Annotated in this window: 29 protein-coding genes and 1 riboswitch; of the genes, 25 read left to right on the top strand and 4 right to left on the bottom strand. The window is 68.1% G+C overall.

What is annotated here, in order from left to right; all coding sequences use genetic code 11:
• The first annotated feature begins 76 nt into the window (after positions 1-76).
• Positions 77-715, top strand: coding sequence for a superoxide dismutase (locus D2K64_RS06390; protein ID WP_120007407.1), 639 nt, complete (start codon positions 77-79; stop codon positions 713-715).
• A gap of 86 nt (positions 716-801) precedes the next feature.
• On the opposite strand, the gene yajC is transcribed toward D2K64_RS06390, so the two are convergent.
• Entirely contained in the window at positions 802-1146 is a 345-nt protein-coding gene (yajC, locus tag D2K64_RS06385) for a preprotein translocase subunit YajC (RefSeq protein ID WP_120007406.1), read from the bottom strand.
• 85 nt (positions 1147-1231) lie between these two features.
• On the opposite strand from yajC, the gene D2K64_RS06380 reads away from it, so the two are divergent.
• Both D2K64_RS06380 and D2K64_RS06375 read left to right on the top strand, forming a co-directional pair.
• A complete protein-coding gene (locus D2K64_RS06380) occupies positions 1232-2116 on the top strand; it encodes an ATP-binding protein (RefSeq protein ID WP_202910531.1) in 885 nt (294 codons plus the stop codon).
• A 10-nt stretch (positions 2117-2126) separates the two neighbouring features.
• Positions 2127-3116: an MBL fold metallo-hydrolase gene (locus D2K64_RS06375; protein WP_120007405.1), complete on the top strand. Its 990-nt coding sequence runs from the start codon at positions 2127-2129 to the stop codon at positions 3114-3116.
• Between the two features lie 19 nt (positions 3117-3135).
• On the opposite strand, the gene D2K64_RS06370 is transcribed toward D2K64_RS06375, so the two are convergent.
• Together D2K64_RS06370 and D2K64_RS06365 are read right to left on the bottom strand one after the other, a co-directional pair.
• The gene (locus D2K64_RS06370; RefSeq protein WP_120007404.1) at positions 3136-3609 is read right to left on the bottom strand and encodes a DUF192 domain-containing protein; all 474 of its coding nucleotides are present in this window, start codon (positions 3607-3609) and stop codon (positions 3136-3138) included.
• 7 nt (positions 3610-3616) lie between these two features.
• The gene (locus D2K64_RS06365) at positions 3617-4750 is read right to left on the bottom strand and encodes an acetoin utilization protein AcuC (RefSeq protein WP_120007403.1); all 1134 of its coding nucleotides are present in this window, start codon (positions 4748-4750) and stop codon (positions 3617-3619) included.
• A 183-nt stretch (positions 4751-4933) separates the two neighbouring features.
• On the opposite strand from D2K64_RS06365, the gene kdsA reads away from it, so the two are divergent.
• The 22 genes from kdsA to D2K64_RS06260 all read left to right on the top strand — a co-directional run bounded on the left by kdsA (position 4934) and on the right by D2K64_RS06260 (position 25702).
• Entirely contained in the window at positions 4934-5779 is an 846-nt protein-coding gene (gene kdsA / locus D2K64_RS06360) for a 3-deoxy-8-phosphooctulonate synthase (protein ID WP_120007402.1), read from the top strand.
• The gene (locus tag D2K64_RS06355) at positions 5776-6525 is read left to right on the top strand and encodes a 3-deoxy-manno-octulosonate cytidylyltransferase (protein WP_120007401.1); all 750 of its coding nucleotides are present in this window, start codon (positions 5776-5778) and stop codon (positions 6523-6525) included. Before kdsA ends, D2K64_RS06355 begins: the two co-directional genes overlap by 4 nt.
• A 19-nt stretch (positions 6526-6544) precedes the next feature.
• A complete protein-coding gene (locus D2K64_RS06350) occupies positions 6545-7534 on the top strand; it encodes a KpsF/GutQ family sugar-phosphate isomerase (RefSeq protein ID WP_120007400.1) in 990 nt (329 codons plus the stop codon).
• Positions 7535-7943: 409 nt separating this feature from the next.
• Positions 7944-8957 carry a beta-1,6-N-acetylglucosaminyltransferase gene (locus tag D2K64_RS06345; RefSeq protein WP_120007399.1) on the top strand — a complete coding sequence of 338 codons (1014 nt, stop codon included), beginning with the start codon at positions 7944-7946 and terminating at the stop codon, positions 8955-8957.
• A gap of 21 nt (positions 8958-8978) precedes the next feature.
• Positions 8979-10205 carry a glycosyltransferase family protein gene (locus D2K64_RS24265; RefSeq protein ID WP_157985744.1) on the top strand — a complete coding sequence of 409 codons (1227 nt, stop codon included), beginning with the start codon at positions 8979-8981 and terminating at the stop codon, positions 10203-10205.
• Positions 10206-10248: 43 nt separating this feature from the next.
• A riboswitch (TPP riboswitch) is annotated at positions 10249-10360 on the top strand.
• Entirely contained in the window at positions 10356-11075 is a 720-nt protein-coding gene (locus D2K64_RS06340) for an ATP-binding cassette domain-containing protein (RefSeq protein ID WP_120007398.1), read from the top strand. (Overlaps the previous riboswitch by 5 nt.)
• Entirely contained in the window at positions 11072-11848 is a 777-nt protein-coding gene (locus D2K64_RS06335; RefSeq protein ID WP_120007397.1) for an ABC transporter permease, read from the top strand. Before D2K64_RS06340 ends, D2K64_RS06335 begins: the two co-directional genes overlap by 4 nt.
• Positions 11845-12855 carry an ABC transporter substrate-binding protein gene (locus D2K64_RS06330; protein ID WP_120007396.1) on the top strand — a complete coding sequence of 337 codons (1011 nt, stop codon included), beginning with the start codon at positions 11845-11847 and terminating at the stop codon, positions 12853-12855. Before D2K64_RS06335 ends, D2K64_RS06330 begins: the two co-directional genes overlap by 4 nt.
• Before the next feature lie 70 nt (positions 12856-12925).
• The gene (locus D2K64_RS06325) at positions 12926-13777 is read left to right on the top strand and encodes a hypothetical protein (protein WP_157985743.1); all 852 of its coding nucleotides are present in this window, start codon (positions 12926-12928) and stop codon (positions 13775-13777) included.
• A 118-nt stretch (positions 13778-13895) separates the two neighbouring features.
• On the top strand, positions 13896-14405 hold the full coding sequence (locus D2K64_RS06320; RefSeq protein ID WP_120007394.1) for a ferritin-like domain-containing protein: 510 nt from the start codon (positions 13896-13898) through the stop codon (positions 14403-14405).
• Positions 14406-14418: 13 nt separating this feature from the next.
• A complete protein-coding gene (locus D2K64_RS06315; protein ID WP_202910529.1) occupies positions 14419-15549 on the top strand; it encodes a DUF4336 domain-containing protein in 1131 nt (376 codons plus the stop codon).
• Positions 15550-15710: 161 nt separating this feature from the next.
• Entirely contained in the window at positions 15711-16559 is an 849-nt protein-coding gene (locus D2K64_RS06310; protein ID WP_120007393.1) for an SRPBCC family protein, read from the top strand.
• A gap of 27 nt (positions 16560-16586) precedes the next feature.
• A complete protein-coding gene (locus D2K64_RS06305) occupies positions 16587-17507 on the top strand; it encodes an AAA family ATPase (protein WP_120007392.1) in 921 nt (306 codons plus the stop codon).
• 19 nt (positions 17508-17526) lie between these two features.
• Complete coding sequence (locus D2K64_RS06300; RefSeq protein ID WP_202910527.1) at positions 17527-18702, top strand: vWA domain-containing protein; 1176 nt, start codon at positions 17527-17529, stop codon at positions 18700-18702.
• A 24-nt stretch (positions 18703-18726) separates the two neighbouring features.
• Positions 18727-19062 carry an XdhC family protein gene (locus D2K64_RS06295; protein WP_120007390.1) on the top strand — a complete coding sequence of 112 codons (336 nt, stop codon included), beginning with the start codon at positions 18727-18729 and terminating at the stop codon, positions 19060-19062.
• Positions 19059-19754: an XdhC family protein gene (locus D2K64_RS06290; protein ID WP_120007389.1), complete on the top strand. Its 696-nt coding sequence runs from the start codon at positions 19059-19061 to the stop codon at positions 19752-19754. The genes D2K64_RS06295 and D2K64_RS06290 overlap by 4 nt, the downstream gene beginning before the upstream one ends.
• Positions 19751-21418: an NTP transferase domain-containing protein gene (locus tag D2K64_RS06285; RefSeq protein ID WP_120007388.1), complete on the top strand. Its 1668-nt coding sequence runs from the start codon at positions 19751-19753 to the stop codon at positions 21416-21418. Before D2K64_RS06290 ends, D2K64_RS06285 begins: the two co-directional genes overlap by 4 nt.
• A 10-nt stretch (positions 21419-21428) precedes the next feature.
• On the top strand, positions 21429-21920 hold the full coding sequence (gene folK, locus D2K64_RS06280; RefSeq protein ID WP_120007387.1) for a 2-amino-4-hydroxy-6-hydroxymethyldihydropteridine diphosphokinase: 492 nt from the start codon (positions 21429-21431) through the stop codon (positions 21918-21920).
• 86 nt (positions 21921-22006) lie between these two features.
• A complete protein-coding gene (rpoZ, locus tag D2K64_RS06275; protein WP_120007386.1) occupies positions 22007-22405 on the top strand; it encodes a DNA-directed RNA polymerase subunit omega in 399 nt (132 codons plus the stop codon).
• Between the two features lie 115 nt (positions 22406-22520).
• The gene (locus D2K64_RS06270) at positions 22521-24752 is read left to right on the top strand and encodes a RelA/SpoT family protein (RefSeq protein WP_370764552.1); all 2232 of its coding nucleotides are present in this window, start codon (positions 22521-22523) and stop codon (positions 24750-24752) included.
• Positions 24753-24796: 44 nt separating this feature from the next.
• Complete coding sequence (gene acpS / locus D2K64_RS06265) at positions 24797-25210, top strand: holo-ACP synthase (RefSeq protein WP_120007384.1); 414 nt, start codon at positions 24797-24799, stop codon at positions 25208-25210.
• An 84-nt stretch (positions 25211-25294) separates the two neighbouring features.
• Positions 25295-25702 carry an energy transducer TonB gene (locus tag D2K64_RS06260; RefSeq protein ID WP_157985742.1) on the top strand — a complete coding sequence of 136 codons (408 nt, stop codon included), beginning with the start codon at positions 25295-25297 and terminating at the stop codon, positions 25700-25702.
• Between the two features lie 14 nt (positions 25703-25716).
• Here the strand turns inward: D2K64_RS06260 and D2K64_RS06255 are convergent, their stop codons facing one another.
• Positions 25717-26073: a YraN family protein gene (locus D2K64_RS06255; RefSeq protein WP_120007382.1), complete on the bottom strand. Its 357-nt coding sequence runs from the start codon at positions 26071-26073 to the stop codon at positions 25717-25719.
• Between the last annotated feature and the right edge of the window lie 40 nt (positions 26074-26113).

Below are 26113 nucleotides of genomic sequence, written 5' to 3'. Positions count from 1 at the left end.
CTCTGAACCGCCCGGCGCCACCCGGCGCCGCTGCTGAATCGCGCTACACCGATTCTGACCTCACGGGAGAAGCCACATGGCCTTCAGCCTTCCGCCGCTTCCTTACGACGCTTCCGCCCTGGCCGGCTCCGGCATGTGCCAGGAGACGCTGGAGCTGCACCACGGCAAGCACCATCAGGCCTATGTCACCGCGCTGAACGGCTTGGTCGAGAGCAAGGGTCTGGCCGGCAAGTCGCTGGAGCAGATCGTGGCCGAGGCCGGCAAGTCCGGCGCCGAAGGCCTGCCGGTGCTGAACCAGGCCGGCCAGCACTGGAACCATCTGCTGTTCTGGCAGGTGATGAAGCCGAATGGCGGCGGCGACAGCCTGCCCGGCAAGATCGGCGCCAAGATCAACGAGGATTTCGGCGGCCTCGCCCAGTTTAAGGATGCCTTCAAGCAGGCGGGCGTGACGCAGTTCGGCTCCGGCTGGGCTTGGCTGATCATGGACAATTCGGGCAAGCTGAAGGTCACCAAGACCCCGAACGGCGCCAACCCGATCTCCACCGGCGAAGGCACCCCGCTGCTCGGCGCCGATGTGTGGGAGCATGCCTACTACCTCGACTTCCGCAACGTCCGTCCGAACTACCTCGACAATTTCCTGAACAAGCTCGTCAACTGGGAGAAGGTCGAGGAGCTGATGCAGAATGGCGGGCTGAAATCCGGCCAGGCGGCCTGAGGCAGCCGGCGCAAGCCGGGCGCACCGCCAACGAGAAGGGCGCCGGGGGAAAACCCCCGGCGTCCTGTTCCGTGACGAAGCCGGCGTCAGCCCGGCTTGCTGTCATTCGCCGCCGTGGGCCGCACCAGGGTCGAGATGGTGCTGCGCACCACGTTGACGCGCACATTCGGCGCGATCTCGACCTCGACCTCCTCCGTGCCGTCCTTCACCTTGGTGACGGTGCCGATGATGCCGCCGGCGGTCACCACCCGGTCGCTGCGCTTCAGCCCGCCCAACATGGTGCGATGCTCCTTGGCGCGCTTCTGCTGCGGCCGGATCAGCAGGAAATAGAACACCACGAAGATCAGGATCAGCGGCGCGAGCTGCATGATCATGGCGGTGGCGCCACCGGCCGCGGCGGCGTCCTGGGCATAGGCGGGGGAGATGAACATCTGAGGGGCTTCCGTCTTGCCGTGTCTGGCGGGCGAAACTAGCCTCCCCCACCTCGCCGTCAACCCGGACGCCGGAGCCCGACGCTTGCCCTTTCCCGCCGACGACCATCCCCTGCTCCCCACCCTCGACCGCATCGTCGCGGCGCTGGAGCGGCTGGCGCCCCCGCCCGCCGCGCCGCCAGCCCCGGAGGGCGCCGATGCCTTCGTCTGGCATCCTGCCCAGGGCGGATCGCCGGCACGGCTTGCCCCGGTGACACGCGTGGCCGCGGTGGAGATCGATCTGCTGCAAGGCGTCGAGCGGCAGAAATCGCTTCTGCTGGAGAACACGCTGCGCTTCGCGCGCGGCCTGCCGGCCAACAACGCCATGCTCTGGGGCGCCCGGGGGATGGGCAAGTCGTCGCTGGTGAAGGCCGCGCATGCCGCCGCGAACGCCGCGCACCCCGCCAGTCTGGCGCTGATCGAGATCCACCGAGAGGATATCCGCACCTTGCCGGAGTTGCTGAACATCCTGCGCGCCGCGTCGCGCCGCTGCCTGGTGTTCTGCGACGACCTGTCCTTCGAGCGCGAGGACGCCGATTACAAGGCGCTGAAATCCGTGCTCGATGGCGGGATCGAGGGCCGGCCCATGAATGTCCTGTTCTACGCCACCTCCAACCGCCGCCACCTGATGCCACGCGACATGATCGAGAATGAGCGCGGCTCAGCGATCAACCCGGCCGAGGCGGTGGAGGAGAAGGTGTCTCTCAGCGACCGGTTCGGGTTGTGGATCGGCTTCCACAACGCCGACCAGTCCACCTTCTTCGCCATGGTGGAGGGCTATGCGGCGGCGCTGAAGCTGCCGATCGCGCCGGAGGCGCTGCGCCGGGAGGCGGTGGAATGGTCAGTGACCCGCGGCGGCCGCTCCGGTCGCGTGGCCTGGCAGTTCATCACCGATCTGGCGGGGCGGCTCGGCGTGGCATTGCCGGGCTGAGGTCGGCGACATGGCCGTGTTGCCGCCGCCGCGGGGTGCGCAGCGCCGGGGCCGGGTGTTCCTGAACCCGGACGGCTCGGTGCCCGGCCAGCCGCTTTCCGCGGTGTGGCAGATGATGCGGGAGGGTCCGGGCATGCCATGGCCGGACTGGGTGGAGGACCCGCCCTTCTCTCCTCCGCCCGAGCCGCCGCCCGGCGAGGCGGCGGTCACCTTTGTCGGCCATGCCAGCTTCCTGATCCGCTATCACGGCGGCCCGACGCTGCTGACCGACCCGATCTGGAGCCAGCGCTGCTCGCCCGTCAGCTTCCTCGGGCCCAAGCGGGTCCGTGCGCCCGGCATCGCCTTCGAGGCGCTGCCGAAGATCGACGCCGTGCTGCTCAGCCACAACCACTACGATCATTGCGACATCCCGACGTTGCGGCGCCTTCAGGCGCGCGACGCACCACGCATCCTCACCGGCCTTGGCAATGCAGGGCTGCTGGCCCGGCACGGCATGCGGGACGTGGTGGAGCTGGACTGGTGGCAGGAGGCAGCGTTGCCCGGCGGCATCACGGCGCGCTTCACGCCGGCGCGGCACTTCTCGGCGCGCGGGGTGCATGATCGGGCGCACACGCTCTGGGGCGGCTTCGCCCTGCACCAAGGCGGCGGCACCTCGATCTGCTTTGTCGGGGATTCGGGCTGGGGCACGCATTTCGCCGAGATCGGGCAGCGCTGCGGGCCCTTCGACATGGCGCTGATCCCGATCGGCGCCTATGAGCCGCGCTGGTTCATGCGGGCAGTCCACGTCAACCCGGCCGAGGCGGTGCACGCCTTCCTCGACCTGGAGGCGCGGCAGGCGCTGGCCATGCATTTCGGCACGTTCAAGCTGACCCAGGAAGCCATTGGTGCGCCGGGGGAGGCGCTGTCCGAAGCGCTGCTGGAAGCCGGCATCGCGCCCGACCGGTTCCGCCCGCCCGGCCATGGCGAGAGCGTGCGGGTGCGGCCGCAGGCTCGGCGGTAGGGGAAATCCCTGCGGTGAACTAGGGGCCGGCGCCGAAGATGCGGTTGTCGACACGGTCGCCGACGCGCAGCCTGAGCCGCTCCGCCGTGCCGCCGGCCAGCTCCAGCGTGGCGCGCACCGGGCCGCGGCTTTCCACCGTGGCAAGGCTCAGCGGCACGGTGCGCTCCGCGATGCGGTGGATGCGACCATCGGCGGCGATGAACACCATATCGAGCGGCACCAGCGTGTTGCGCATCCACATGGCGCTGTCGCGCGGCGTGCCCCAGTCGAACAGCATGCCCTCCTCCGGCTTCACCTCCCGCCGGAACATCAGCCCGATGGTCTGCTGGTCCGGCGTCAGCGCCATCTCCACGGTGAAGGCATGGCGCCGGCCGTCGCGGGTGGTGATGAACAGCGGCGCGGTCGGCAGGCGCGGCTGCGCGGCTTCCTGCGCAGCGGCGGGGGGAATGGCGGCGGTGAGGCCCGTCAGGGCCAGCAGGGTACGGCGTTGCATGGCGGGCTTATGCCACGGCGGCGGGCGGTTCGGGCAGGTCTTCCAGCGTCATGGCGGCAAGGTGGCGGATCTCGCCGCGCACCGGACCCGGGCGCGGCGCATCGCACAGCGTGGTGAACCAGTGCTCGGGCGGGTTGCGCCCGGCGGCGCGATGGAAACTGAGTGCGCGCAGCACCGCCTCGGCCTCGGGCGGAAGGCGCAGCGGCGGCTCCAGCCCGTTGAGCACACCCCAGATGCCGGCCCAGCAGCGGGCCACCGACCAGGGATTGTAGCCGCCGCCGCCCAGCACGACCAGCCGCCGCGCCTGGTTCATGACGGCGCGCACGGCATCGAAATACGCGTTGTTGGACAGGGACAGCCGGGCCAGCGGGTCTTCCTCCAGCGCGTCGGCGCCGCATTGCAGCATGATGGCCTGCGGCCGCAGATGCCGCACCACGGGCATCACCGCCTGGCGCCAGAGATAGGCAAATTCCGGGTCGTTCAGCCCCTGCGGTACCGGGATGTTGCGGGCATGTCCGCCGGCCCGGTCGGTGACGGCGCCGGTGAAGGGCCAGCGATTCGCCTCATGGATCGACAAGGTGAAAACACGCGGCTCCTCCGCAAAGGCATCCTGCACGCCGTCGCCATGATGCGCGTCGATGTCGATGTAGAGGATGTTGGTGAGCCCGAGGTCGAGCCAGGTGAGCAGCCCCAGCACCGCGTCATTGAGGTAGCAGAAGCCGCTGGCGCGGTCGGCCCGTCCATGGTGGGTGCCGCCGCCCGGCACATGCACGATGCCGCCCCGCGGTGCCGTCAGTCGCGCCGCCAGCATGGTGCCCCCGGCGCCCGTGGCGGGGCGGCGGAACACTTCCCGATAGACCGGGTTGCCATGCGCGCCGATGTGGAAGCGGGCCCGCACCGCATCGGGCACGGATTGCTCGGCCTCGGCCGCCATCAGTGCCGCGACATAGTCGGGATGGTGGAAGCGGGCGAGTTGCTCCGGCGTGGCGCGGGGACTGTCGATGTAGCGGGCGGGGTCGAGCCAGCCCAACGCCCAGATCAGGTCCAGTGCGGTAGACACGCGCGGAATGGCCAGCGGATGCTTGGGGCCATAGGTGGAGCGGCGATAGATCTCGGAGCCAATCAGCAGCGGAGCGGGCATGAACGATCTGTGGCAGTGGCGCGTCTTGGATGTTGAAGTGGCGTCGGTTCACGGCGTGACAGCGGGCGAGGCTCGGTGACATACGGCATCGGCTCCGGCATCTCACGCGATGTTCATCGCCTTTGCCGGATCTGCGGCAGCCTGTAGAATGAAAGGGCTATCTGCTAAGGTCTCGCTCAACTCATGCCTCATCCCGCCCCGATCGTCGACGTTGGTTCGGTTCGCTTCGGCAATTCTCTGCCCCTCGCGGTGATCGCCGGCCCGTGCCAGCTGGAAAGCCGGCAGCACGCGCTGGAAACCGCGGCGGCGCTGAAGGAGATCGCCGGGCGGGTCGGCTTCGGGCTCGTCTACAAGACCTCGTTCGACAAGGCGAACCGCACCAGCGCCACCGCGCAGCGCGGCCTCGGCCTGGACAAGTCGCTGCCGATCTTCGCCGAGATCCGCGAAACACTGGGTCTGCCGGTGCTGACCGACGTGCATGATGCGCATCAATGTGCCGCCGTGGCCCAGGCGGTGGACATCCTGCAGATTCCCGCCTTTCTGTGCCGGCAGACCGACCTGCTGCTGGCCGCCGCCGCCACCGGCCGGGTGGTGAACGTCAAGAAGGGTCAGTTCCTGGCACCCTGGGACATGGCCAATGTGGTCGACAAGCTGACGGGCGCCGGCAATCCCAAGGTGCTGCTGACGGATCGCGGCACCTCCTTCGGCTACAACACCCTGGTGTCGGATTTCCGCGGCCTGCCGATCATGGCGCGCACAGGCGCCCCGGTGGTGTTCGACGCGACGCATTCCGTGCAGCAGCCGGGTGGCCAGGGTGCATCCTCCGGCGGGCAGCGGGAATTCGTGCCGGTGCTGGCCCGCGCCGCCGTGGCGGTGGGGGTTGCCGCCGTGTTCATTGAGACGCACCAGGACCCCGACCGGGCCCCGTCGGACGGGCCGAACATGGTGCCGCTGTCGCAATTCGAGGCTCTGCTGCGCGACCTTGTGGCGCTGGACAGGCTGAGCAAGGCGCAGCAGGCGGCGGCATGAACCCGGTTATCCTGATCCCTTCCCGGCTTTCCGCCTCACGGCTGCCGAACAAGCCGCTCGCCGACATTCATGGCGAGCCGATGATCGTGGCGGTCTGGCGCCGCGCGATGGAGGCCGACCTCGCGCCGGTCTGGGTGGCCACCGATTCGCCAGCCATCGCCGAGGTGGTGCAGGCGGCCGGCGGCCAGGCGGTGATGACGGCGCCCGAACACCCATCCGGCTCCGACCGGGTGTTCGAGGCGATCGGCCGCATCGATCCCGATGGCCGCTTCGATGCCATTCTCAACGTCCAGGGCGACCTGCCGACGGTGCAGCCGGCCACCATCCGTGCCGCCGCCCTTCCGCTGGAGGATGCGGAGGTCGCCATCGGCACCGCGGTGGCGCCGATCCTGCGGGTGGAGGAGCGCGAAGCCTCCAGCGTGGTGAAGATGGTGGGCTCTCCGCTGGGCGGCGGCCGCTTCCGGGCGCTGTACTTCACGCGGGCGCAGGCACCCTGGGGCGAAGGGCCGCTGTACCACCACATCGGCCTGTATGCCTGGCGCCGCTCCGCGCTGGAGCGCTTCGTACGGCTGCCGCCTTCGGCACTGGAGAAGCGCGAGAAGCTGGAGCAGTTGCGCGCCCTGGAAGCCGGCATGCGGATCGATGCGATGGAAGTGGCGGAAGTGCCGCTCGGCGTGGATACCCCGGCCGATCTGACCCTGGCGCGCAGCCTGCTGCGACGCCGCGACTCCCGGCCCACCGCCTGAAAAGGAAGTGCCTTCCGTGATGGACCTCGCCGTGAAGGCCGATACCGGCGTCATTGCAGCCGCGCAGCACACGATTGACCTGGAAGCGCAGGGGCTTTCCGCCCTGCGCATGGCGCTGGACGGTGAGCTGGGCCGCGTTCTGACGCGCGCGGTGACCACGATCCAGTCGGCGACGGGACGCGTGATCGTCACCGGCATGGGCAAGTCGGGGCATGTGGGCCGCAAGATCGCCGCCACCCTCGCCTCCACCGGCCAGCCGGCCCATTTTGTTCACCCGGCCGAGGCCAGCCATGGCGACCTCGGCATGATCCAGGAGCAGGACGTGGTGCTGGCGCTGTCCTGGTCGGGCGAGGCGCCGGAGCTGTCCGACATCATCGCCTACACGCGCCGCTTCAAGGTTCCGCTGATCGCCATCACCGCCCGCAGCACCGGTGCGCTGGGCCGAGCGGCGGATCTGCCACTGATCCTTCCGGCGATGCCGGAGGCCTGCCCGAACGGCCTGGCCCCCACCACCTCCACCACCATGCAGATGGCGATCGGCGATGCGCTGGCGGTGGCGCTGCTGTCGATGCGCGGCTTCACGGCGCAGGATTTCCGCCGCTTCCATCCTGGCGGCAAGCTCGGCGCCCAACTGCGCAACGCGCGCGACCTGATGCACACCGGTCTCAGTGTGCCGATGGTGCCGGACAGCGCCAGCCTGTCCCAGGCGATCGTGGAGATGACCGGCAAGCGCTTCGGCATCACCGCGGTGGTGGATGGGGAAGGCCATCTCACCGGCGTGATCACCGATGGCGACCTGCGCCGTGCCTTCGAGGGCGGCGGCTTCACCGACCGTCCGGTGCGCGAGGTGATGACCCGCAATCCCCGCACCATCGGCCCCGAGATGCTGGCGGCGCAGATCCTGGCGGAACTGAACTCCGCCGCCATCACGGCCATCTTCGTGGTGGAGGAGCAGCGGCCGGTGGGCGTACTGAACATCCATGATCTGTTGCGAGCGGGAGTCGCTTAGAGAACCTATGCTAATAAGCGGCAGGCGGAGAGGCTCCATTGCCTGCGGCTCTTGCATCATTGACAATTCGTCACAATGATTCCGGAACAACTCAGTCATTGCTCGCGGTCGGAACTTGAAAAAACATGAGGCGGGCTGCCAGATCGTGAGCAGCGAAGGAACACGTTGTTTTAAATCAGGAAGGCTGTGACGGTAGGTGGTAGTCAAGCGGTTCATTGTTGTTCAAAGAGCTGCGACAAGTCATCTTGCCATCATCACAGTCTACCCGCATAAGTAGAATTCTTTAGGCCATTTCGTAGCCCTCAGAAGGGACTGCGAGCAGACAATCCTAAGCCTTGCCATCAAGGTGGGGCCGAAAGACACTTTCGTTTGAATTCTAAATTTGATCACACTGTCGAATGGAGCTCAGATGCTTCTCCACTACGTTCAGATTCACCAAGTGAATTCCTGGATTGATTATCTGGTGTCTGTATTGCGTAGTAATGATTCAACATGTGTGATCTCCTATGATCACAAAGGGCATTGGCCGGAGATCAAGGATCTTCCTCCAAGGCTTTGGCTGCGGAGTTCCGGACCAATCACATGGGGCGGTGGCAGTCAGGTGACCGCGTTATTGCAAATGTTCATTCATGCGCTAACGCTGCCCCAACAGTGGAGCTACCTGATAAACCTTTCAGGTCAGGATGTTCCTCTAAAAACGCCAGAACAAATGGCTGACTTCGAGAAGCGGGCAAAGATCCGCAACACGGACGCTTTCGTAAATTTTTACGGCACTATGGGAGGGGTAGCAGAACAACTCGCCATTTGGGATGGAATCCCCGATAGCTATGAAGATGATTTCGAAGAAATTTTTCTGAAGGGCCGCGTAAAAGCTGAAATTTCTCGCGTAGTCAGAGCACGGTTTTTCTCGCCTGATACAGATCCAGAAATGCGGTACTACTGCCGCCATTTATTCGAATGCAAGAATAATTACGCTCGCAAATGTCTCAGGATTGACAAGCCTTCGCCAGCAGAGATCGAGCGGCGCCGGGACATTCTTGCACGCTACGGCAGCCACGGTGGACGAGCTTGGTACATCCTAAGTCGGCGATTTGTCGAAGAATTTGTCAATAGTCCTGTCGCTCGGGAGCTTGCAGCATATTTAGATAATGTTTTCTGCGGCGATGAACTCTTTATCCAAACGTGGATACGCACTGAAAGTGCGCGTCTCAAGCTAAATATCGTTGACGCCAATATGCGGTTCCGGACCGGTGATCCCGTTGAACTCAGCGATACCTTGGTCCCTGAACTTGAGGCAAGCTCGGCACTATTTGCGCGCAAATTCGATCCTGCTCGGCAGCCTCGCCTTGCCGAGTGGATCCAACAACGAGTTCCGGCTCCCGAAGTCCTGGATATTAGCCGGCTGCTGCAACAAGCAGGTTGAAGCTGAGAAGGAAACTGCAGAATGCCGAGGTCCAACTTCGTTGCGTACCGCTTCTGGAATGGCGTTCCCAACAATGGCGACACCATCTCTGCCGAACTAATTCGGGACTTAGTCGGTGCTCAGCCATTCTTGACACCAGATAGCCATCCACACGTACTTGGCGTCGGTAGTATCATGTTCATGGCCAACCAGAATTCTTACATCTGGGGCAGTGGCGTCATCGATCCGACCACCTATACGCCGAACGTCGATGCAAAAAAGATACGGGCAGTACGCGGAACATTGACGCGCGACTGGCTCCATGCGCGTGGCATCAAGTTGGGAGATGTGCCACTGGGCGATGCTGGTTCCTTCGTCGGCAGCTTGCCTAACTTGCGGGATCTCGCAGCACGCCGTCCCCGCTATCGAGCGGCGGTGATTCCCCACTGGGCTTCCGCGTGGATGCCGGTCTTCAAGAAACTATCTAAGTCTCCTGAAATCATCATGGTCGAGATGCGGGACAGTTCGATGCTGCCTATTCAGCAGATCGCTGACGCTGAGATCGTTATATCACAAAGCTTGCATGGGCTAATCTACGCCGAAGCACTCGGTAAGCCGACACTTTGGATTAGCCAGTCTGATGATGAAAAGTGGTGCTTCAAGTATCGCGACTGGTATTCCAATGTGCGAGATGCACCCAGAAATCCGGTGTTGTTGGACAAGTTCGACGAGAGCGCATTTCGAGATGCCCGCCTGCGTGAGATTGCCGTGGACCAGTGGGGGATGTTAGCGGCCTTTCCTCGCGCCGAAGTCGCTTTCGATCCTGGATCAGAGGTCGTGACGTTTGAGGAGGCGCGACGCCTCAGCCCTTCGCATATCGTGAACCCCGCAATCTTCCCGGAAGATGTGCTGAACGCGCGGGCAGAGCCCGAAAGAGCAAAGCAAACCGAGGCCAAGCTCAGTTCCTTTGCCACGACTGCATATGGGCATTGGGCTGAGCCGCCCTTCTGCTACGTCACTAAGGGAAATCTGCCGATTGGTGGACCTTTGTTCACGGCTATGCAGCAGCTTCTCTACACCCTGCACGATGTTGACGTTATTTGTCTCGCCACCAAAGCTGATCTGGAAAAGCGCGGCGAAGCACCACTAGCACCGTTTAAGGTAGCGGATCGCGATTTTGCAAAGGGCGTAGCTCTGATTAACAGTGGAGTATTCTGCCGTCCGGGACGCTTCAATCTGCGTGATCGGGTCGGCACAATTTTCATCTGAGGCTTAGCTCTTGCCAAGATTGTCGCTCCACCATAGGAACGTCTAGTTCCCCAGGGGGAGCCCGACGCGTCGGGCTGAGAGGCAGGGATGGGCCCTGCGACCCCTTGAACCTGATCCGGGTCATGCCGGCGAAGGGATCGGTGGTTTCGCATGGCGCCGTCTATCGGCCTCAGTCTGCCCAGAATCCGCCTCGGCGGCCGCGATATCATTGGCTCGGCCCGCTTCGATTTTGCGGCCGGGCGCACCACTGCACTGCTCGGCCCCTCCGGCGTCGGCAAGTCCACCCTGCTGCGGCTGCTCGCCGGGCTGCTGCCGCTGCCGCCGGGTGCGCGGCTTGATCACTCCGCCCATGCGCTGACGGCCTGGATGGGGCAGCAGGATCTGCTGCTGCCCTGGCTCGACCTGCTCGGCAACGTCACCCTCGGTGCCCGGCTGCGCGGCCAGCGGCCGGACCTCGGCCGCGCCCGGGCCCTGATCGCCGAGGTGGGGCTGCAAGGCCGAGAGGCCGCCCGCCCGGCGGAGCTTTCGGGCGGCATGCGGCAGCGCGCCGCGTTGGCCCGCACGCTGATGGAAGACCGCCCCGTGGTGCTGATGGACGAGCCGTTCTCGGCCGTCGATGCACCGACGCGCCACCGGTTGCAGACCCTGGCCGCCGGCCTGCTGCGCGGCCGCACCGTGGTTCTGGTGACGCATGATCCGCTGGAAGCGCTGCGCCTGGCGGATCGAGTGCTGGTGCTGCGCCCGGCTGCCGGCGGTGCATTGCCGGAAGAGCACCCGGTGCCCGGCACTTCCACGCCTCGCGCCGCGCAGGATCCCGCGGTGATGGCGGCCCAGGCGACGCTGCTGGAACGCCTGGCGGACATGGCATGAGGCCGCTGCTGGCGGCTTTCGGGCTGCTGTTGCTGTGGGAAGGCTTTGTCCGGCTCACCGGCGTGCCACCCTTCCTGCTGCCGGCGCCGCTGCGCGTGGCGCAGGTGCTGCAGGCGCGCTGGGACATCCTGTGGGGCCATGCTCTGACCACCGGCACGGAGATCCTGCTCGGCCTGTTGCTCGGCACCCTGCTGGGCGTGCTGGTGGCGCTCGCACTGGCGCTGTGGCGCGGCGGGCGGCGCTGGCTGCTGCCGCTGCTGGTGGCCAGCCAGGCTATTCCGGTCTTCGCCATCGCGCCGCTGCTCACGCTCTGGCTGGGCTTCGGCCTGGCCAGCAAGATCGCCATGGCCACCATTATCATCTTCTTTCCGGTGGCGACCGCTTTCTATGACGGGTTGCGGCGGACGGAGCCGGGCTGGCTCGATCTGGCGGCGACCATGGGCGCCTCCCGCTTCGCGATGCTGTGGCGCATCCGCGTGCCGGCGGCGCTGCCTGGCCTAGCGTCCGGTCTCCGCGTCGCGGCCGCCGTGGCGCCAATCGGCGCGGTGGTGGGCGAATGGGTCGGTGCCTCGGCCGGGCTCGGCTACGTCATGCTGCAGGCCAATGGCCGCAGCCAGACGGACATGATGTTCGCGGCGCTGGCCGTGCTCGCGGCAATGGCCATGGCGCTGTGGTTCGCCATCGACCGCCTGTTGCGGGCGCTGCTGCCCTGGCAGCCCGACGCGCTGCACGACGACGACATCCCGAAGAACACTCCCGGAGGAACCGCATGACCGATCTGTCCCGCCGCGCGCTGCCGGCGCTGATGGCACCCCTGGCCGCGCTGGCGCTGCCCACGGCCGCCCTCGCGCAGGCGCCGGCCGCGGCGCCCACCAACCCCGCTGCCCCCGGCACCCCCACAGCGCTGACCCTGATGCTCGACTGGTTCGTCAACCCGGATCACGCGCCGATCATCGTGGCACGGGAGGGCGGCCATTTCGCCCAGGCCGGGCTGGATGTGCGCATCATCGCGCCGGCCGATCCGAACGATCCGCCGCGGCTGGTGGCGGCGAAGCAGGCCGATCTCGGCGTCTATTACCAAAAGAACCTGTACCTTGCAGTGGATCAGGGTCTGCCCCTGGCACGGGTCGGCACACTGGTGGCAACGCCGCTGTCCACCCTGTCCGTGTTGCGGGACGGGCCGATCAAGCAGCTCTCCGATCTGAAGGGGCAGAAGATCGGCTTCTCCACGGCAGGGTTCGAGGAACTGGCGGTGGATACCATTCTCGGCTCCGCCGGCCTGTCCTCCCGCGACGTCACGCTGGTGAACGTCAATTTCGGCCTGTCCTCGGCCCTGATGTCGGGGCAGGTGCAGGCCATCCTCGGCGGCTTTCGCAACTTCGAACTGCATCAGCTCGAACTGGAAGGACGGCCCGGCCGCGCCTTCTTTCCTGAGCAGCATGGCATGCCGATCTATGACGAACTGATCTACGTCGCCCATACGGACCGGACCAAGGACGCGGCGCTGCGCCGCTTCATGGATGCCCTGGAGGCCGCCACCACCTTTCTGGTGAACAACCCGGATGAATCCTGGCGCATGTTCATCGATGGCCCGCGCAAGGAGCTGGACAACGAACTGAACCGGCGTGCCTTCCGCGACACGCTGAACCGGTTCTCGCTCAGCCCGGCCGCCCTGGATGCCAACCGCTACCACCGCTTCGCACGCTATCTGCATAACCGAAAGATGATCCGGGAGGTTCCGACCTTGAGCCGCTACGCGGTGGAACTTCCCCCAGCATAAGATTATATTCCTTTCCTTCTGACTCTCTCACGTATATAGGATCATAGTCCTGTTCGTGATGGAGCCTTTCATGTTTGCTCTTTCCCGTCTTCGGCTGCTGTATCCCGCCGCCTCAGCCGACCATCTTCTGGCTTTCGCCACGCGCGGTGCTGCCCTGTTCCGCGCTGGCGGGCTCGATTCGACCGCGCAGCGGTGCCATTTCTTTCTCGCCCAAGCGGGCCATGAATCTTCCGGTCTTCAGGCACGCTCGGAGAACCTGTTTTATTCTGCGCCGCGCCTGATGCAGATCTGGCCGGCGCGCTTCCCCACGCCCGAGGCCGCCCTGCCCTTCGCGGGCGATCCCGAGAAGCTGGCGGCCAAGGTGTACGACGGCCGCATGGGCAATCTGCATCCGGGAGACGGCTTCCGCTTTCGCGGCCGCGGCTACATCCAGATCACCGGGCGGGAGGCCTATGCCGAAGTGGGACGGCGCGCCGGGCTGGACCTGCTGGCATCCCCGGATCTGGCCAACGAGCCGGAGCACGCGCTGGCGGTGGCCTGCGGCTTCTGGTCCTGGAAGCGCCTCAACGCCCTTGCCGATGCCGGCGACTACACCGCACTGACCCGTCGCATCAATGGCGGCCTGATCGGCCTGCAGGACCGCTTCGCCTGGCTTGAGCGCGCGCAGCGCTGCATTCCCTGGAACACGCCCGGCAGCCTGCCGGTGGCGACGTTGAGGGCGGTGCAGGCAGCCCTGAAGGCGCGGGGCCTTTACGATGGTTCGGTGGATGGCGTGATCGGCCGCCGCAGCCTGGCAGGCATTGCCGCCCTGCGGGCCGAGGCCGCCCTGCCCCCCGCCGGCGGGCTGGACGCCGGGGTGCTGGAGGCGCTCGGGCTGGCACCGGCACGGAACTCGAGCTTGGCCAGCCTGACAACTCCTTGAACAGTTTTTCTAAAACGCCGCCCGGCCCCGCGCCGTTCCTGTTGCATGCGCGGCTCCGCATCACGCCGCGCATGCCGGGCCCGTCCCGGCTTCCGTTGTTCAGCCGGAGAATCCGTCCATGCAGGAAAGCCGCCGCGACCTCTACATCACAGGCCTGGTCAATGCCCGGGCGCTGGAAACCCAGGCCATCGAATTGCTGTCCCGCCAGGTGGACCGGCTGCAAAGCTATCCGGAGGTGGAAGATGCGCTGCGCCGCCACATCACCGAGAGCGAGCAGCAGCGCGCCCGCCTCGACACCATCCTGGAAGGGCTGGGCTCCTCCAGTTCCGGGGTGAAGGACTTCATCACCGGGCTGATGGGCAACATGGCGGCGCTGGCCCATGCGCCGATGCAGGACGAGATCCTGAAGAACTCCCTGGCCAACTACGCCTTCGAGCATTTCGAGATCGCGTCCTACAAATCGCTGCTGACGCTGGCTGACCTCGCCGGGGACACCACGGCGCCGGCCGCGCTGCAGGAATCCCTGCGCGAGGAAGAGCGCATGGCCCAGTGGTGCGCCGACAACCTGGATCCGCTGGTGCGGAAATTCGCCATGCTCAAGGAAAGCGGGGCCAAGGCCGGCATCTGAGGGAGCAGCGCCCATGATCCCGACCCGTTTGCACGGCGCGATCGACTACACGGTGGCGGCGGCGCTGGGCGGCCTCGCTGCCAACCGTGCCTTGCCCCCGGCGGTGCGGGCGGTGCTCGGCGGCGCCGGTGCCTTCCATGCCAGCTATTCGGCCGCCACCGACTACGAGGCCGGCCTGACCCCGGCAATCAGCATGCGCCAGCACTTGGCGCTGGATGCCGCTGGCGGGGCGGCGCTGGTGCTGGCCGGGCTCACCATGCGCCGGCAACCGGATGATGCGAGGGCGCTGTTGATCGGCCTCGGCCTCGCAGAGTTGGCAGTGGTGGCGCTGAGCAGCGCGCAGCCCCGCAGCGGCCCCGGGCAGGGCACGATGGCGACGCGCCTCCTGGGCAGCACCGGGGAGGATGCGGCGGCCACCATCGGCTATCCGCCGCTCGACCGGTTGAAGCCGGTGGCGGAGGATGTGTTCGTCGTCGACAGCATCATGTCCGCGGCCCTGGGCGTGACGCTGCCCGTGCGCATGACGGTGTTCCGCCTGCCCGACGGCGACCTGCTGCTGCATTCGCCGACCCGCTTCGATTTCCGCCTCTGGGAGGAGCTGGAACGGATCGGGCCGATCCGCCACTTGGTGGCGCCCAACATCGTCCACTGGACGTTTCTGGAGGAATGGCAGCGCCATTGTCGCGACGCCATGACCTGGGCCGCGCCCGGCTTGCGTGATCGCGGCCAGGTCCGCCGCAGCGGGGTGCGGCTTGACCGTGACCTCGGAGAATCCGTGCCAGCCGAATGGGGCAACGTGCTGCGGCTGATTGAGGTGCGGGGTGGCGGCGGCTTCCGCGAGATGGCGCTGTTCCACCATCCTTCGGCCACCCTGGTGCTGACCGACATGGCAATGAACTTCGAGCCGTCGAAACTGCCCTGGGCGATGCGCGGCGTGGCCCGCCTGTTCGGCGTGACCGCCCCGGACGGCATGCCGCCGCCCTATCTGCGCGCCGTGGTCCGCTGGCATCAGCGCGAGGCGGCGGACGCCGCGGCGCGGCTGCTGGCGCTGCAGCCCGAGCGGGTCATCTTCGCGCACGGACGCTGGTTCGAGCGTGACGGCGCCGCCCAACTCCGCCGTTCGCTGCGCTGGCTGCTCGGCTGAGCCGCAACCATCCGGCCGCCCCGCCCTTTCCCGTTTCCGTCATGCGTCCTAGCCTGCGACTTCGGGCTTGGCCGTAAGGCGGATACAGGCAGGGCGGGGCCACGGTGGCCCGGCGGGACTCCGGTCGGATGCGATCCGGGCAGAGAAGAGGGAGACGCACCATGGAAATGACGGGCGAGCGCAGCATCGGGGCACCGCGGCAGGTTGTCTGGGAAGGGCTGAACGATCCGGAGGTGCTGCGTGCCTCGATCCCCGGCTGCGAATCCATCGAGCGGGACGGCGAGAACGGTTTCCAGGCCCGCGTGGCCATCAAGATCGGCCCCATGTCGGCGCGGTTCAACGGCAAGGTGAAGCTGGAGAACCTCAACCCGCCGGCGTCCTACACCATCAGCGGCGAAGGCAATGGCGGGGCCATGGGCTTTGCCAAGGGCGGTGCCGATGTCAGCCTGGAGGAACAGGGGCCGCAATCGACGCTGCTGAGATATGGGGTGAAGGCGCAGGTCGGCGGCAAAATGGCCCAGCTCGGCGCCCGGCTGATCGACAGCACCTCCAAGCAGATGGCCGACCAGTTCTTCAACCGCTTCGCCGCCATCGTGGCCACCGACACGGCCGGGCCGGAGGCGGCGAATGGCGCGGCCGACGTGAAGGGGCCGGCCGGCCAGCCGGCGGCGCCCCGTCCCTCGGCCGAGCCGGAGCTGCCGGAGGGCACCGTGCCGACGCCCGCGCCCGGCACGGAGATCGGCAATTCCTCCACCACCGAGCGGCTGGGCGCCGCCACCCTGATCGGCGTGGGCCTGGCCGAGCATGCCGGCGAAACGCCGCCCGGCGGCCGCCCGGCCTCCGTCACCACGCCGGGCGCCCCGGCGCGCCACCGCCCCGCCCTGCCGCCGGCCCAGCCGGTCTCCATCTTCGCCCTGGTGCCGTCCGAGATCATGGGCCTGCCCATCGTGTTCTGGATCGGCTCGGCGGCGTTCGCGGTGATCCTGTTCCTGTTGTTCGTGCTGGGCTGAGCGGTGGCCACGCTTCCGCCACCGCCCATGCCGGCGACCGTCGCGGACACCGAGGCGCTGCTGGCGGCCGGCGGCTACGTCGCGGACCGGGCGCTGGCCACCACGGTGCATCTGGCGCTGGCCATGGGCCGTCCGCTGTTCCTGGAAGGCGAGCCCGGCACCGGCAAGACCGAGATCGCCAAGGTGCTAGCCGCCGGCCTCGGCCGGCGGCTGGTGCGGCTGCAATGCTATGACGGGCTGGACCTGTCCGCCGCCGCCTATGAATGGAACCACGCCCGCCAGCTGATGGCGATCCGCCTGGCGGAAGCGGCCGGCGAGACCGAAAGCGAAACCGGCCGGGCCGCCCTGGAGAATGGCATCTACGACCGCCGCTTCCTGCAGGAGCGGCCACTGCTCTCCGCCCTGTCGGGCCCGCCGGCCGTGCTGCTGATCGACGAGCTGGACCGCGCCGACGAGCCGTTCGAGGCCTTCCTGCTGGAGATCCTGGCCGATTTCCAGCTGTCCATCCCCGAAATCGGCACGGTGCGCGCCGACACGCCCCCCGTGGTGGTGCTGACCAGCAACCGCACGCGGGAGGTGCACGACGCCATTCGCCGCCGCTGCCTGTACCAGTGGGTGGACTACCCGGATGCCCGGCGCGAGCGGGCGATCCTGCGCGCCCGGCTGCCCGGTCTGCCGGAGCAGCTTTCCGCGCAGGTGGTGGCCTTCGTGCAGGCGGTGCGTGCGAGCGACTTCTTCAAGTATCCCGGCGTGGCCGAGACCATCGACTGGGCCGCCGCGCTCAGCGCCCTCAATGCGCGCGAGCTGGAGCCGGTGCTGGTGGAGGAAACCCTGGGTGCCCTGCTGAAATACCAGGACGACATCGCCAAGCTGCGCGGCGAGGAAGCCGCGAAGCTGGTGGACGCGGCTCGGGCCGCCGCCGCACCGCGCCCGGCCCTGCCGTTCTGACCAGGACGGCGTTCTGAGCATGGCGGATGGACCGCATCTGGCGGAGAACCTGCTCGGCTTCGGCCGGCTGTTGCGCCGCGCCGGCCTGCCGGTCGGCCCGGCCGAGCTGCTGGCGAGTGCCGAGGCGCTTCGGCAGGTCGAGATCGGCGACCGGCAGCAGCTTCGTGCCGCGCTACGCGCCACCATGGTGCATCGGCATGACCATGCCGAGATCTTCGACCACGCCTTCCTGTTGTGGTGGCGCGACCCGGAAGCCGGGCGCCACGCTTCCGCCATGGACGCGCTGTCGGGCGGCAAGCCGCCGCCCAAGCCCGGCCCGGGCGCCCGCCGGCTGGCCGAGGCGCTGACGGCCAACCGCCCCGCCGCCCCGCCTCCCGCCCCGCCCGAGCAGCAGGAGGTAGACGCGACGCTCACCGTCAGCGCCACCGAGGCGCTGCGGCAGATGGATTTCGACGCCATGGACGCGGCACAGATCGCCGCCGCCAAGACCGAGATCCGCAAGCTTTCCCTGCCGCTGGATGAGCGGCCGACCCGCCGCTTCCGGCCGCACCCGTCGGGCAGCCGCGCCGATCTCCGCGCCACGCTGAAGCACAGCCTGCGCCAGGGCGGCGAGATCCTCGAGTTGCGGCGCCTGCAGCGGGTGGTGCGGCCGCCGCCGCTGGTGGTGCTGTGCGACATCTCCGGCAGCATGGGGCGCTACGCCCAGGTGCTGATGCACTTCCTTCACGCGGTGACCAATGACCGCGACCGCGTCTCCTGCTTCCTGTTCGGCACGCGGCTGACCAACATCACCCGCCAGCTGCGCCACCGCGATCCGGAGGCGGCGTTCCAGATGGTCAGCCATATCGTGCCGGACTGGTCCGGCGGCACCCGCATCGGCGAGGCCCTGGCGCTGTTCAACAAGCACTGGGCCCGGCGCGTCCTCGGCCAGGGCGCCGTGGTGCTGCTGATCACCGACGGGCTGGAGCGCGGCGGCGCCGACGAGCTGGCGCTGCTCGGCTCCGCCACGGAGCGGCTGCGGCATTCCTGCCGCCGGCTGATCTGGTTGAACCCCCTGCTGCGCTTCGCCGGCTTCCAGCCCCGCTCCCAGGGCATCCGCGTCATGCTGCCCCTGGTGCATGAGCATCGCCCGGTCCACAACATCGACAGCTTGCGTGCCCTGGTGCAGACCCTGTCGGCGCGCCCCCGGACGTAACCCCGCAAGGGATGGGAACAGACGATGAGCGATCAGGAGGACATTCTCGCCACGGCCGCCGGCTGGCTGGCGGAAGGCGAGACGGTGGCGCTGGCGACGGTGGTGGAGACCTGGGGCAGTTCGCCCCGCCCCGCCGGGTCGCAGTTGGCGGTGACGGCCAGCGGCCGCCTCGCCGGCAGCGTGTCCGGCGGCTGCATCGAGGGCGCGGTCGCCGACGTGGCGCGCGCCACCATGGACACTGGCGCGCCGCAGCTGCTCGATTTCGGCATCAGCGACGAGCGGGCCTGGGAAGTCGGCCTGGCCTGCGGCGGCAAGCTGAAGGTGTTCGTGGAGAAGCTGGAAGGGGAGAAGCTGGTGTGAAGACGGCGCTGCTGTCGCGGTTGCAGGCGGCGCGCGCCGCTGGGCGGCCGGTGGCACTGCTGACCCGCCTGTCGGACGGCGCGCAGCAACTGTTCCCCGAGGATGCGCTGCCGGCGCCCCTGGCCCAGGCGGCCGAAGCCGCCCTGGCCGCGGATCGCGCGGGCAACCTCGAGCATGAGGACGCTTCCTGGTTCGTGCAGCCGCACAACCCGCCGCTGCGGCTGATCGTGGTGGGCGCCGTTCACGTCGCTCAGGCGCTGGTGCCCATGGCCCGCAGCCTCGGCTTCGCGGTGGTGGTGGTGGACCCGCGCCGCGCCTTCGCCACCGAGGAACGCTTCGGCGGCGGCGTCACACTGCTGGATGACTGGCCGGACGAGGCGATGGAGCGCCTGGCGCCGGACAGCCGCACGGCGGTGGTGACGCTGACGCACGATCCGAAGCTGGACGACCCCGCGCTGGAGGTGGCGCTGCGCTCCTCCGCCTTCTACATCGGTGCGCTGGGCAGCCGCCGCACCCACGCCAAGCGCCTGGACCGGCTGGCGGAGGCCGGCCTGACGCCCGCCCAATGTGCCCGCATCGCAGCGCCGATCGGGCTTTCCATCAACGCCGTTACCGCGCCGGAGATCGCCTTGTCCGTCATGGCGGAGATCGTCGCCAAGCGCCGCGGCGCGGCCCTCGCGGAGCGCGCATGAAGTTCGGTCCCACGCCCCTCGACGCGGCCGAGGGCGCCATCCTGGCGCACACCATCCGCCTGCCCGAGAACACGTCCCCGCGCGTGCTGAAGAAGGGCACGGTGCTGGACGCCGCCGCCCTGGACGCCCTGCGCCGCGCCGGCCATGCCGAGATCGTCGCCGCCCGGCTGGAGCCCGGCGACATTCCGGAGAACGAGGCGGCGCAGCGCCTGGGCGAGGCGCTGCTCGGCCCCTTGCTGGCCCGTTCCCGCGCCGCTACCGGCCGCGTCAACATCTTGGCCGATGCCGCCGGGCTGTTCGTGGTGGACGAGGCGCTGGTGAACCGCCTGAACCGGCTGGACGAGAGCCTGACCCTGGCCACCCTGCCGAACCACACCCCGGTATCGGCGCGCGAGATGCTGGCGACGGTGAAGGTGATTCCCTTCTCCGCCCCTGCCGGGGCGCTACAATTGGCCGAGGTGGTGGCGCGGGGCGGCCGGGCGCTGGCCGTCCACCCGTTCCGGCCGCTCAAGGTCGGGCTGGTGCTCAGCGACCTTCCGGGCATGAAGGACAGCATCCTGGAAGGCACGGTGGACGCGACCGAGGCCCGCATCCACGCCCTGTCCGGCACGCTGCTGCCGCCGATCCGTTGCCGCCACGAGGAAAACGCCATCGCCGAAGCGCTGGCCAAGCTCAGGCGCCAGGGAGCCGAGCTGCTGCTGGTGGCGGGGGCTTCCGCCGTGGTGGACCGGCGCGACGCCGGGCCGGCGGCGATCGTCCGCGCCGGCGGCCGGATCGAGCATTTCGGCATGCCGGTGGACCCGGGAAACCTGATCTGCCTGGGCGCGCTGCCATTTCCCGGCGGCGAAGTGCCGGCCATGGTGCTGCCGGGCTGCGCCCGGTCCCCCAAGCTGAACGGCTTCGACTGGGTGCTGCACCGCCTCTTCGCGGGTCTCAAGGTCACTGGTGCGGACATCGCCGGCATGGGGGTCGGCGGCCTGCTGAAGGAGATCGAGACCCGGCCGCTGCCGCGCGAGCAGGCGGCGGCACAGGCGCAGTCCGGCGCCGCGCCGCGCCGTCCGCGCCAGGTGGCGGCGCTGGTGCTGGCCGCGGGCCGGTCGCGCCGCATGGCGCCGCTGAACAAGCTGATGGTGACCGACAAGGCCGGCGTGCCGATGGTGGCCCGCGTGGTCAACAACGTGCTGGACAGCCGCGCCCGCCCGGTGATCGCCGTCACCGGCTACGAGGCGCAGCGGGTCGAGGAGGTGCTGGCCGGCCGCCCCGTGCTGATCGCCCATGCCGAGGAATATGCCGAGGGCCTGTCAGGCTCGCTCAAGGCCGGCCTCGCGGCCCTGCCGCCGGAGGTGGAGGGCGTGCTGGTCTGCCTGGGTGACATGCCGCTGGTGACGGGCGCCATGCTGGACCGGCTGATGGCAGCCTTCGACCCGGAGGAAGGCCGCGCCATCGTGATGCCGACCTTCCGCGGCAAGCAAGGCAACCCGATGCTATGGTCGCGCGAGTTCATCCCCGAGATGCTGGCCATTACCGGCGATGTCGGCGCCCGGCACCTGGTCGGCAAGTACGCGGAAAAAGTGGTGGAGGTGGAAATGTCGGACGATGCCGTGCTGCGCGATTTCGACACCACCGACGCGCTGAAGCTGGTGCCGGATTTCCGGCCCGGCTGAGGCATCGCGGATGATCCTGGTCGCGCTGGGCGCCAACCTGCCCGGCACCGGCGGTGCCGCGCCCCTGGCCACCTGCCGCGCCGCCGCCGCCGCGCTGGACACCGTCCCTGGCCTGCGTGTCACCGCCCTGTCCGGCTGGTGGCTGACCGAGCCCGATCCGCCCGATCCGCATTCGCCCTGGTATGTCAACGGCATCGCCCGCTGCGAGGGCGCGCTGGCGCCCGAAGCCTTGCTGGCGGCCCTGCAACGAATTGAGCAGGCCGCCGGGCGGCAGCGCCCCTACCCCAACGCGCCCCGCACCCTGGATCTCGATATCATCGCCATGGGGGATGCGGTGCGCGACGGCCCGGATCCGATCCTGCCCCACCCCCGCGCGCATCTGCGCCGCTTCGTGCTGGAGCCGCTGGCGGAGGTGGCGCCGGATTGGGTGCACCCCCGGCTGAAGGACACGGTGGGGGCGTTGCTGGGCCGCCTGCCGCCCGCCGCCATGCGCCGCCTCTGAAGCCGGATTCCCTCGGAAAACTTGCCTTTCGCGGGTGCGATGGCTATCTCAGGCGTTCAGCATTATTCTGCATTTGGAGGCCGCCCATGGCCCGCGTCACGGTCGAAGACTGCATCCTGAAGATCCCGAACCGCTTCGAGCTGGTGCTGATCGCCGCACAGCGTGCGCGCAACATCAGCCGTGGCGAGGAGCTGACGCTGGACCGCGACAACGACAAGAACCCGGTCGTGGCGCTGCGCGAGATCGCCGAGGAAACCGTGCAGCCGGCCGAGCTGGAGCAGGACCTGATCAAGTCCCTGCTGCGCGCCCCGGAGCCGGAGCCGGTGGAGGAGGAGGTGATCGACTTGATCGCCACCGACGAGAACATCTTCGGCGTGATGGACGTCAGCGAGGAGCCGCTGCCGGACGCCGGCAACGAGGACCTCTCGGCCGACGACATCGAGGCCGCCATCGCCGCTGAGCTTGGCGGCGGCGGGCGTCGCTGAGCCCCGCACCCGTGACAGGTTGCGCTTGAAAACCGGCGCCGGAACCGACCTTTCCCCCGCAATGCAAGCCCCCGAGGGCGCGGCAGGCACTGCCGCGCCCGTGCTGTCTCCGGCCATGCCGGCCACGGCGATGCCACCGGTCGCCGCGCCGGTGATCGAGACCCCGGGCACCGAACTGGCCCGGCGGGTCGCGGCCTATGATCCGCGCGCCGACAAGGCGCTGATCGAGGCAGCCTACAACATCGCCGCCACTGCTCATGCCTCCCAGTCGCGGGAGAATGGCGATCCCTACATCACCCATCCCCTCGCTGTGGCCGGCATCCTGGCCGGCTACCGGCTCGACACCGCGACCATCGCCACGGCGCTGCTGCACGACGTGGTGGAAGACACCACCTTCAGCCTGACCGAGCTGGAACGGCGCTTCGGCGCCGACATCGCGCGGCTGATCGACGGCGTCACCAAGCTGACCCGGCTGGAACTGCAATCGGAGCGCACCAAGCAGGCGGAGAATTTCCGCAAGCTGGTCCTCGCCATGAGCGAGGACATCCGCGTGCTGCTAGTGAAGCTGGCCGACCGCCTGCACAACATGCGGACGCTGCACTTCAAGCCGAAGCCGGACAGCCGCGCCCGCATCGCCCGCGAGACGATGGAGATCTATGCGCCGCTCGCGCAGCGCATCGGCATGGATGCGGTGAAGACCGAGCTGCAGTCGCTGTCCTTCCGTGAATTGCAGCCGGACGCCTATCAGACCATTACTGCGCGCCTCGCCTTTCTGCGGGGCCAGGGCGCCGACCTGATCGACGAGATCGCCGCCGACCTGCGGTCGCAGCTGGCGGAGGCCGGCATCCCGGCCATCGAGGTGACGGGGCGGGAGAAATCGCCCTACTCGATCTGGGGCAAGATGCACGAGAAGAAGGTCGAGTTCGAGCAGCTCTCGGACATCATGGCCTTCCGCATCGTCACCACGGACAAGGCCAATTGCTACGCCGCGCTGGGCGCCATCCACTCGGCCTATCGCGTGGTGCCGGGCCGGTTCAAGGACTACATCTCGACCCCGAAGCCGAACGGCTACCAGTCGCTGCACACCGGCGTCACCGTGCCGGAGCGCCGCAACGCCAAGATCGAGGTGCAGATCCGCACGCCGGACATGCACGAGATCGCCGAATACGGCGTCGCCGCGCATTGGATGTACAAGCAGGGCGGCAGCCCCGGCGCCGAGGTGCCGAAGCAGCGCCGCTATCCCTGGGTCAAGGAATTGCTGGAGATCCTGGAAACGGCCGCCGAGCCGCAGGACTTCCTGGAACACACCAAGCTGGCCCTGCACCAGGACCAGGTGTTCTGCTTCACCCCGAAGGGCGACCTGATCGCCCTGCCGCGCGGCGCGACGCCGGTGGACTTCGCCTACCAGGTGCACAGCCAGGTGGGCGACGCCTGTGTCGGCGCCAAGATCAACGGCCGCATCGTGCCGCTGCGCCACCAACTGGAAAACGGCGACCAGGTCGAGATCATCACCGCCCGCGGCGGCACGCCCAACCCGGCCTGGGAACGCTTCGTCGTCACCGGCAAGGCCAAGGCGCGCATCAAGCGCTTCGTCATGGCGCGGCAGCGCTCCGAATTCGGCGAAACCGGCCGCAGCGCCATTGCCCGGGCCTTCCGCCAGGAAGGCATCGATTTCGCCGAGAAATTGGTCGAGCCGGCGCTCAAGCCGCTGAAATACAGCTCCTTCGAGGATCTCTGCGTCGCCGTCGGCAATGGCAATGTCGGCGCACGGGAAGTGCTGCACGCCGCCATTCCGGAGCTTCGCGGCCCGCCGCGGCCGATGGACAACCTGCCGCTCGCCCGGGCCCGCGGCAAGCCCGGCTCCACCGTGATGCGCACGGAGCGCCGGCGTGAAGCCAGCCACGGCATCACGGGGCTGGTGGCCGGCATGGCCGTGCAATTCGCCGGCTGCTGCCACCCAGTGCCCGGCGACCGCATCGTCGGCATCGTCTCCACCGGCAAGGGCGTCACCGTCCACAAGCATGATTGCAACAATCTGGAAGCGCTGGCGGCCACGCCGGAGCGCTTCCTCGATATCGATTGGGATTACGAGGCCGGCTCCGGCGGCGCGCATCTCGGCCGGCTCGACGTTGTCACCAGCAACGAGGATGCGGCGATCGCTGCCATGACGGTTGCCATCGCCAAGCAGAACGGCAAGCTGCACAACCTGCGCTTCGCGCACCGCGCCGCCGATTTCGCCGAGGTGGTGGTGGATCTCGAAGTGTCTGACCTGCGCCACCTGTCCAACGTGGTGGCGGCGCTGCGCGCCTGCCCCGGCATCATTCAGGTGGAGCGGTCCCGGGGCTAGGATCGGGGGATGACAGGTCGCGCGGCCCCGGCTAGGCGTGCTGCATGATCATCGGCCTCGGCAACGACATCGTCGACATCCGCCGCATCGAGCGTTCGATCGAGCGCTACGGCGATCGCTTCCTGGAGCGCATCTTCACCGTCGCGGAACGGCGCAAGGCCGACAGCCGCACCGTGAAGCTGCGCGCCGCCACCTATGCCAAGCGCTTCGCCGCCAAGGAAGCGGCCTCCAAGGCGCTCGGCACCGGATTCCGCGCCGGCGTGTTCTGGCGCGACCTGGGGGTGGTGAACCTGTCCACCGGCCAGCCCTCCCTGCGGCTGACGGGCGGTGCGGCGATGCGCCTCGATGCCATCACGCCGCAGGGCCATGGGGCGCAGATCAGCCTCACCATGACGGATGAATATCCCTACGCCCAAGCGGTGGTGATCATCGCGGCGGTGCGCATCGCGCCGATCTGAGACAGATCCGCACCAGAACCATCGCGCTATGATCGATCACGCACATTTCTCCTGAGGGCGAGTTCTGGCAGGATGCGCCCTTTGATGAAGGTGCCGATGCGGCTTGGTGCGTTATCGTTCCTGCTATTGCTCATGGCCTGCGCCGGCAGCCGGGGGCCCTTAACGCCCGAGCAGCAGGCCGAGCGCTCCGCCTGGGCCAATGCGGTTTCCGAGCGCCTCCGCGCCGCCATCTACCGCCCGCGGGACCCGCGCCAGCCCTTTGTGACACCGGAAGGCACCGTGGTGGTGGAGTTCAGCATGGATGCGCAGGGCCGGCCCTATACGCCGCAGGTCCAGCGCTCCTCCGGTTCTCCGCTGCTCGACGCGGCGGCACTGACCACGGCGCTGACCGCCGCGCCGTTTCCGGCGCCGCCGGCCTTTTTGCTGAGCAATGACAAGCTGGTGACCCTGGGCGTTCCCATGAACTACCGGATGGCACTGCAGGGCCGCTAGACCGCACCGGCTGCTCAATCCTGGCGGATCGCATCGGTGATCCGCCGCATCCGCCCCTGCCCATCCACCAGCACCACGTCGAAGCGGATGCCGGTGGCGCCATGGCCGGGATGCGCCGCCATCCAGGCCTCCGCCCCTGCCAGCAGCCTTGCCTGCTGCCGCGGGGTCACGGAGAAGGCGGCTTCGGCCAGCCCGGCGCGCGCCTTCACCTCGATGAAGGCCAGCAACCCCTCGCGTTCGGCCACGAGATCGATCTCGCCGCCCCGGTTGCGGAACCGCCGCGCCAGGACCGTCCAGCCATCGGCTTCGAGCCGCGCGGCGACGCTGTTCTCGGCCGTTCGGCCGCGCGCCTCGGCGGCCTGTCGGATCATGGGCGGCGGCCTGTTCATGTTGCGCAGGATTTAACACAGC

Source organism: Teichococcus vastitatis (assembly GCF_003604215.1).
GTDB classification, from domain to species: Bacteria; Pseudomonadota; Alphaproteobacteria; order Acetobacterales; family Acetobacteraceae; genus Pseudoroseomonas; species Pseudoroseomonas vastitatis.
Note: the sequence above shows the minus strand (reverse complement) of the source record. Positions and strands in the feature narration are given on the sequence as shown.

Coding starts and splice junctions, on each gene's coding strand:
- D2K64_RS06300 (WP_202910527.1), top strand. CDS start 17,527: ATGGCGGATGGACCGCATCTGGCGGAGAACCTGCTCGGCTTCGGCCGG.
- D2K64_RS06365 (WP_120007403.1), bottom strand. CDS start 4,750: ATGCCCGCTCCGCTGCTGATTGGCTCCGAGATCTATCGCCGCTCCACC.
- D2K64_RS06255 (WP_120007382.1), bottom strand. CDS start 26,073: ATGATCCGACAGGCCGCCGAGGCGCGCGGCCGAACGGCCGAGAACAGC.
- D2K64_RS06325 (WP_157985743.1), top strand. CDS start 12,926: ATGTTTGCTCTTTCCCGTCTTCGGCTGCTGTATCCCGCCGCCTCAGCC.
- D2K64_RS06295 (WP_120007390.1), top strand. CDS start 18,727: ATGAGCGATCAGGAGGACATTCTCGCCACGGCCGCCGGCTGGCTGGCG.
- D2K64_RS06305 (WP_120007392.1), top strand. CDS start 16,587: ATGCCGGCGACCGTCGCGGACACCGAGGCGCTGCTGGCGGCCGGCGGC.
- D2K64_RS06310 (WP_120007393.1), top strand. CDS start 15,711: ATGGAAATGACGGGCGAGCGCAGCATCGGGGCACCGCGGCAGGTTGTC.
- D2K64_RS06260 (WP_157985742.1), top strand. CDS start 25,295: ATGAAGGTGCCGATGCGGCTTGGTGCGTTATCGTTCCTGCTATTGCTC.
- folK (WP_120007387.1), top strand. CDS start 21,429: ATGATCCTGGTCGCGCTGGGCGCCAACCTGCCCGGCACCGGCGGTGCC.
- D2K64_RS06270 (WP_370764552.1), top strand. CDS start 22,521: ATGCCGGCCACGGCGATGCCACCGGTCGCCGCGCCGGTGATCGAGACC.
- D2K64_RS06330 (WP_120007396.1), top strand. CDS start 11,845: ATGACCGATCTGTCCCGCCGCGCGCTGCCGGCGCTGATGGCACCCCTG.
- acpS (WP_120007384.1), top strand. CDS start 24,797: ATGATCATCGGCCTCGGCAACGACATCGTCGACATCCGCCGCATCGAG.
- kdsA (WP_120007402.1), top strand. CDS start 4,934: ATGCCTCATCCCGCCCCGATCGTCGACGTTGGTTCGGTTCGCTTCGGC.
- D2K64_RS06285 (WP_120007388.1), top strand. CDS start 19,751: ATGAAGTTCGGTCCCACGCCCCTCGACGCGGCCGAGGGCGCCATCCTG.
- D2K64_RS06345 (WP_120007399.1), top strand. CDS start 7,944: ATGCTTCTCCACTACGTTCAGATTCACCAAGTGAATTCCTGGATTGAT.
- D2K64_RS06375 (WP_120007405.1), top strand. CDS start 2,127: ATGGCCGTGTTGCCGCCGCCGCGGGGTGCGCAGCGCCGGGGCCGGGTG.
- D2K64_RS06350 (WP_120007400.1), top strand. CDS start 6,545: ATGGACCTCGCCGTGAAGGCCGATACCGGCGTCATTGCAGCCGCGCAG.
- yajC (WP_120007406.1), bottom strand. CDS start 1,146: ATGTTCATCTCCCCCGCCTATGCCCAGGACGCCGCCGCGGCCGGTGGC.
- D2K64_RS06315 (WP_202910529.1), top strand. CDS start 14,419: ATGATCCCGACCCGTTTGCACGGCGCGATCGACTACACGGTGGCGGCG.
- D2K64_RS06370 (WP_120007404.1), bottom strand. CDS start 3,609: ATGCAACGCCGTACCCTGCTGGCCCTGACGGGCCTCACCGCCGCCATT.
- D2K64_RS06335 (WP_120007397.1), top strand. CDS start 11,072: ATGAGGCCGCTGCTGGCGGCTTTCGGGCTGCTGTTGCTGTGGGAAGGC.
- D2K64_RS24265 (WP_157985744.1), top strand. CDS start 8,979: ATGCCGAGGTCCAACTTCGTTGCGTACCGCTTCTGGAATGGCGTTCCC.
- D2K64_RS06320 (WP_120007394.1), top strand. CDS start 13,896: ATGCAGGAAAGCCGCCGCGACCTCTACATCACAGGCCTGGTCAATGCC.
- rpoZ (WP_120007386.1), top strand. CDS start 22,007: ATGGCCCGCGTCACGGTCGAAGACTGCATCCTGAAGATCCCGAACCGC.
- D2K64_RS06355 (WP_120007401.1), top strand. CDS start 5,776: ATGAACCCGGTTATCCTGATCCCTTCCCGGCTTTCCGCCTCACGGCTG.
- D2K64_RS06340 (WP_120007398.1), top strand. CDS start 10,356: ATGGCGCCGTCTATCGGCCTCAGTCTGCCCAGAATCCGCCTCGGCGGC.
- D2K64_RS06390 (WP_120007407.1), top strand. CDS start 77: ATGGCCTTCAGCCTTCCGCCGCTTCCTTACGACGCTTCCGCCCTGGCC.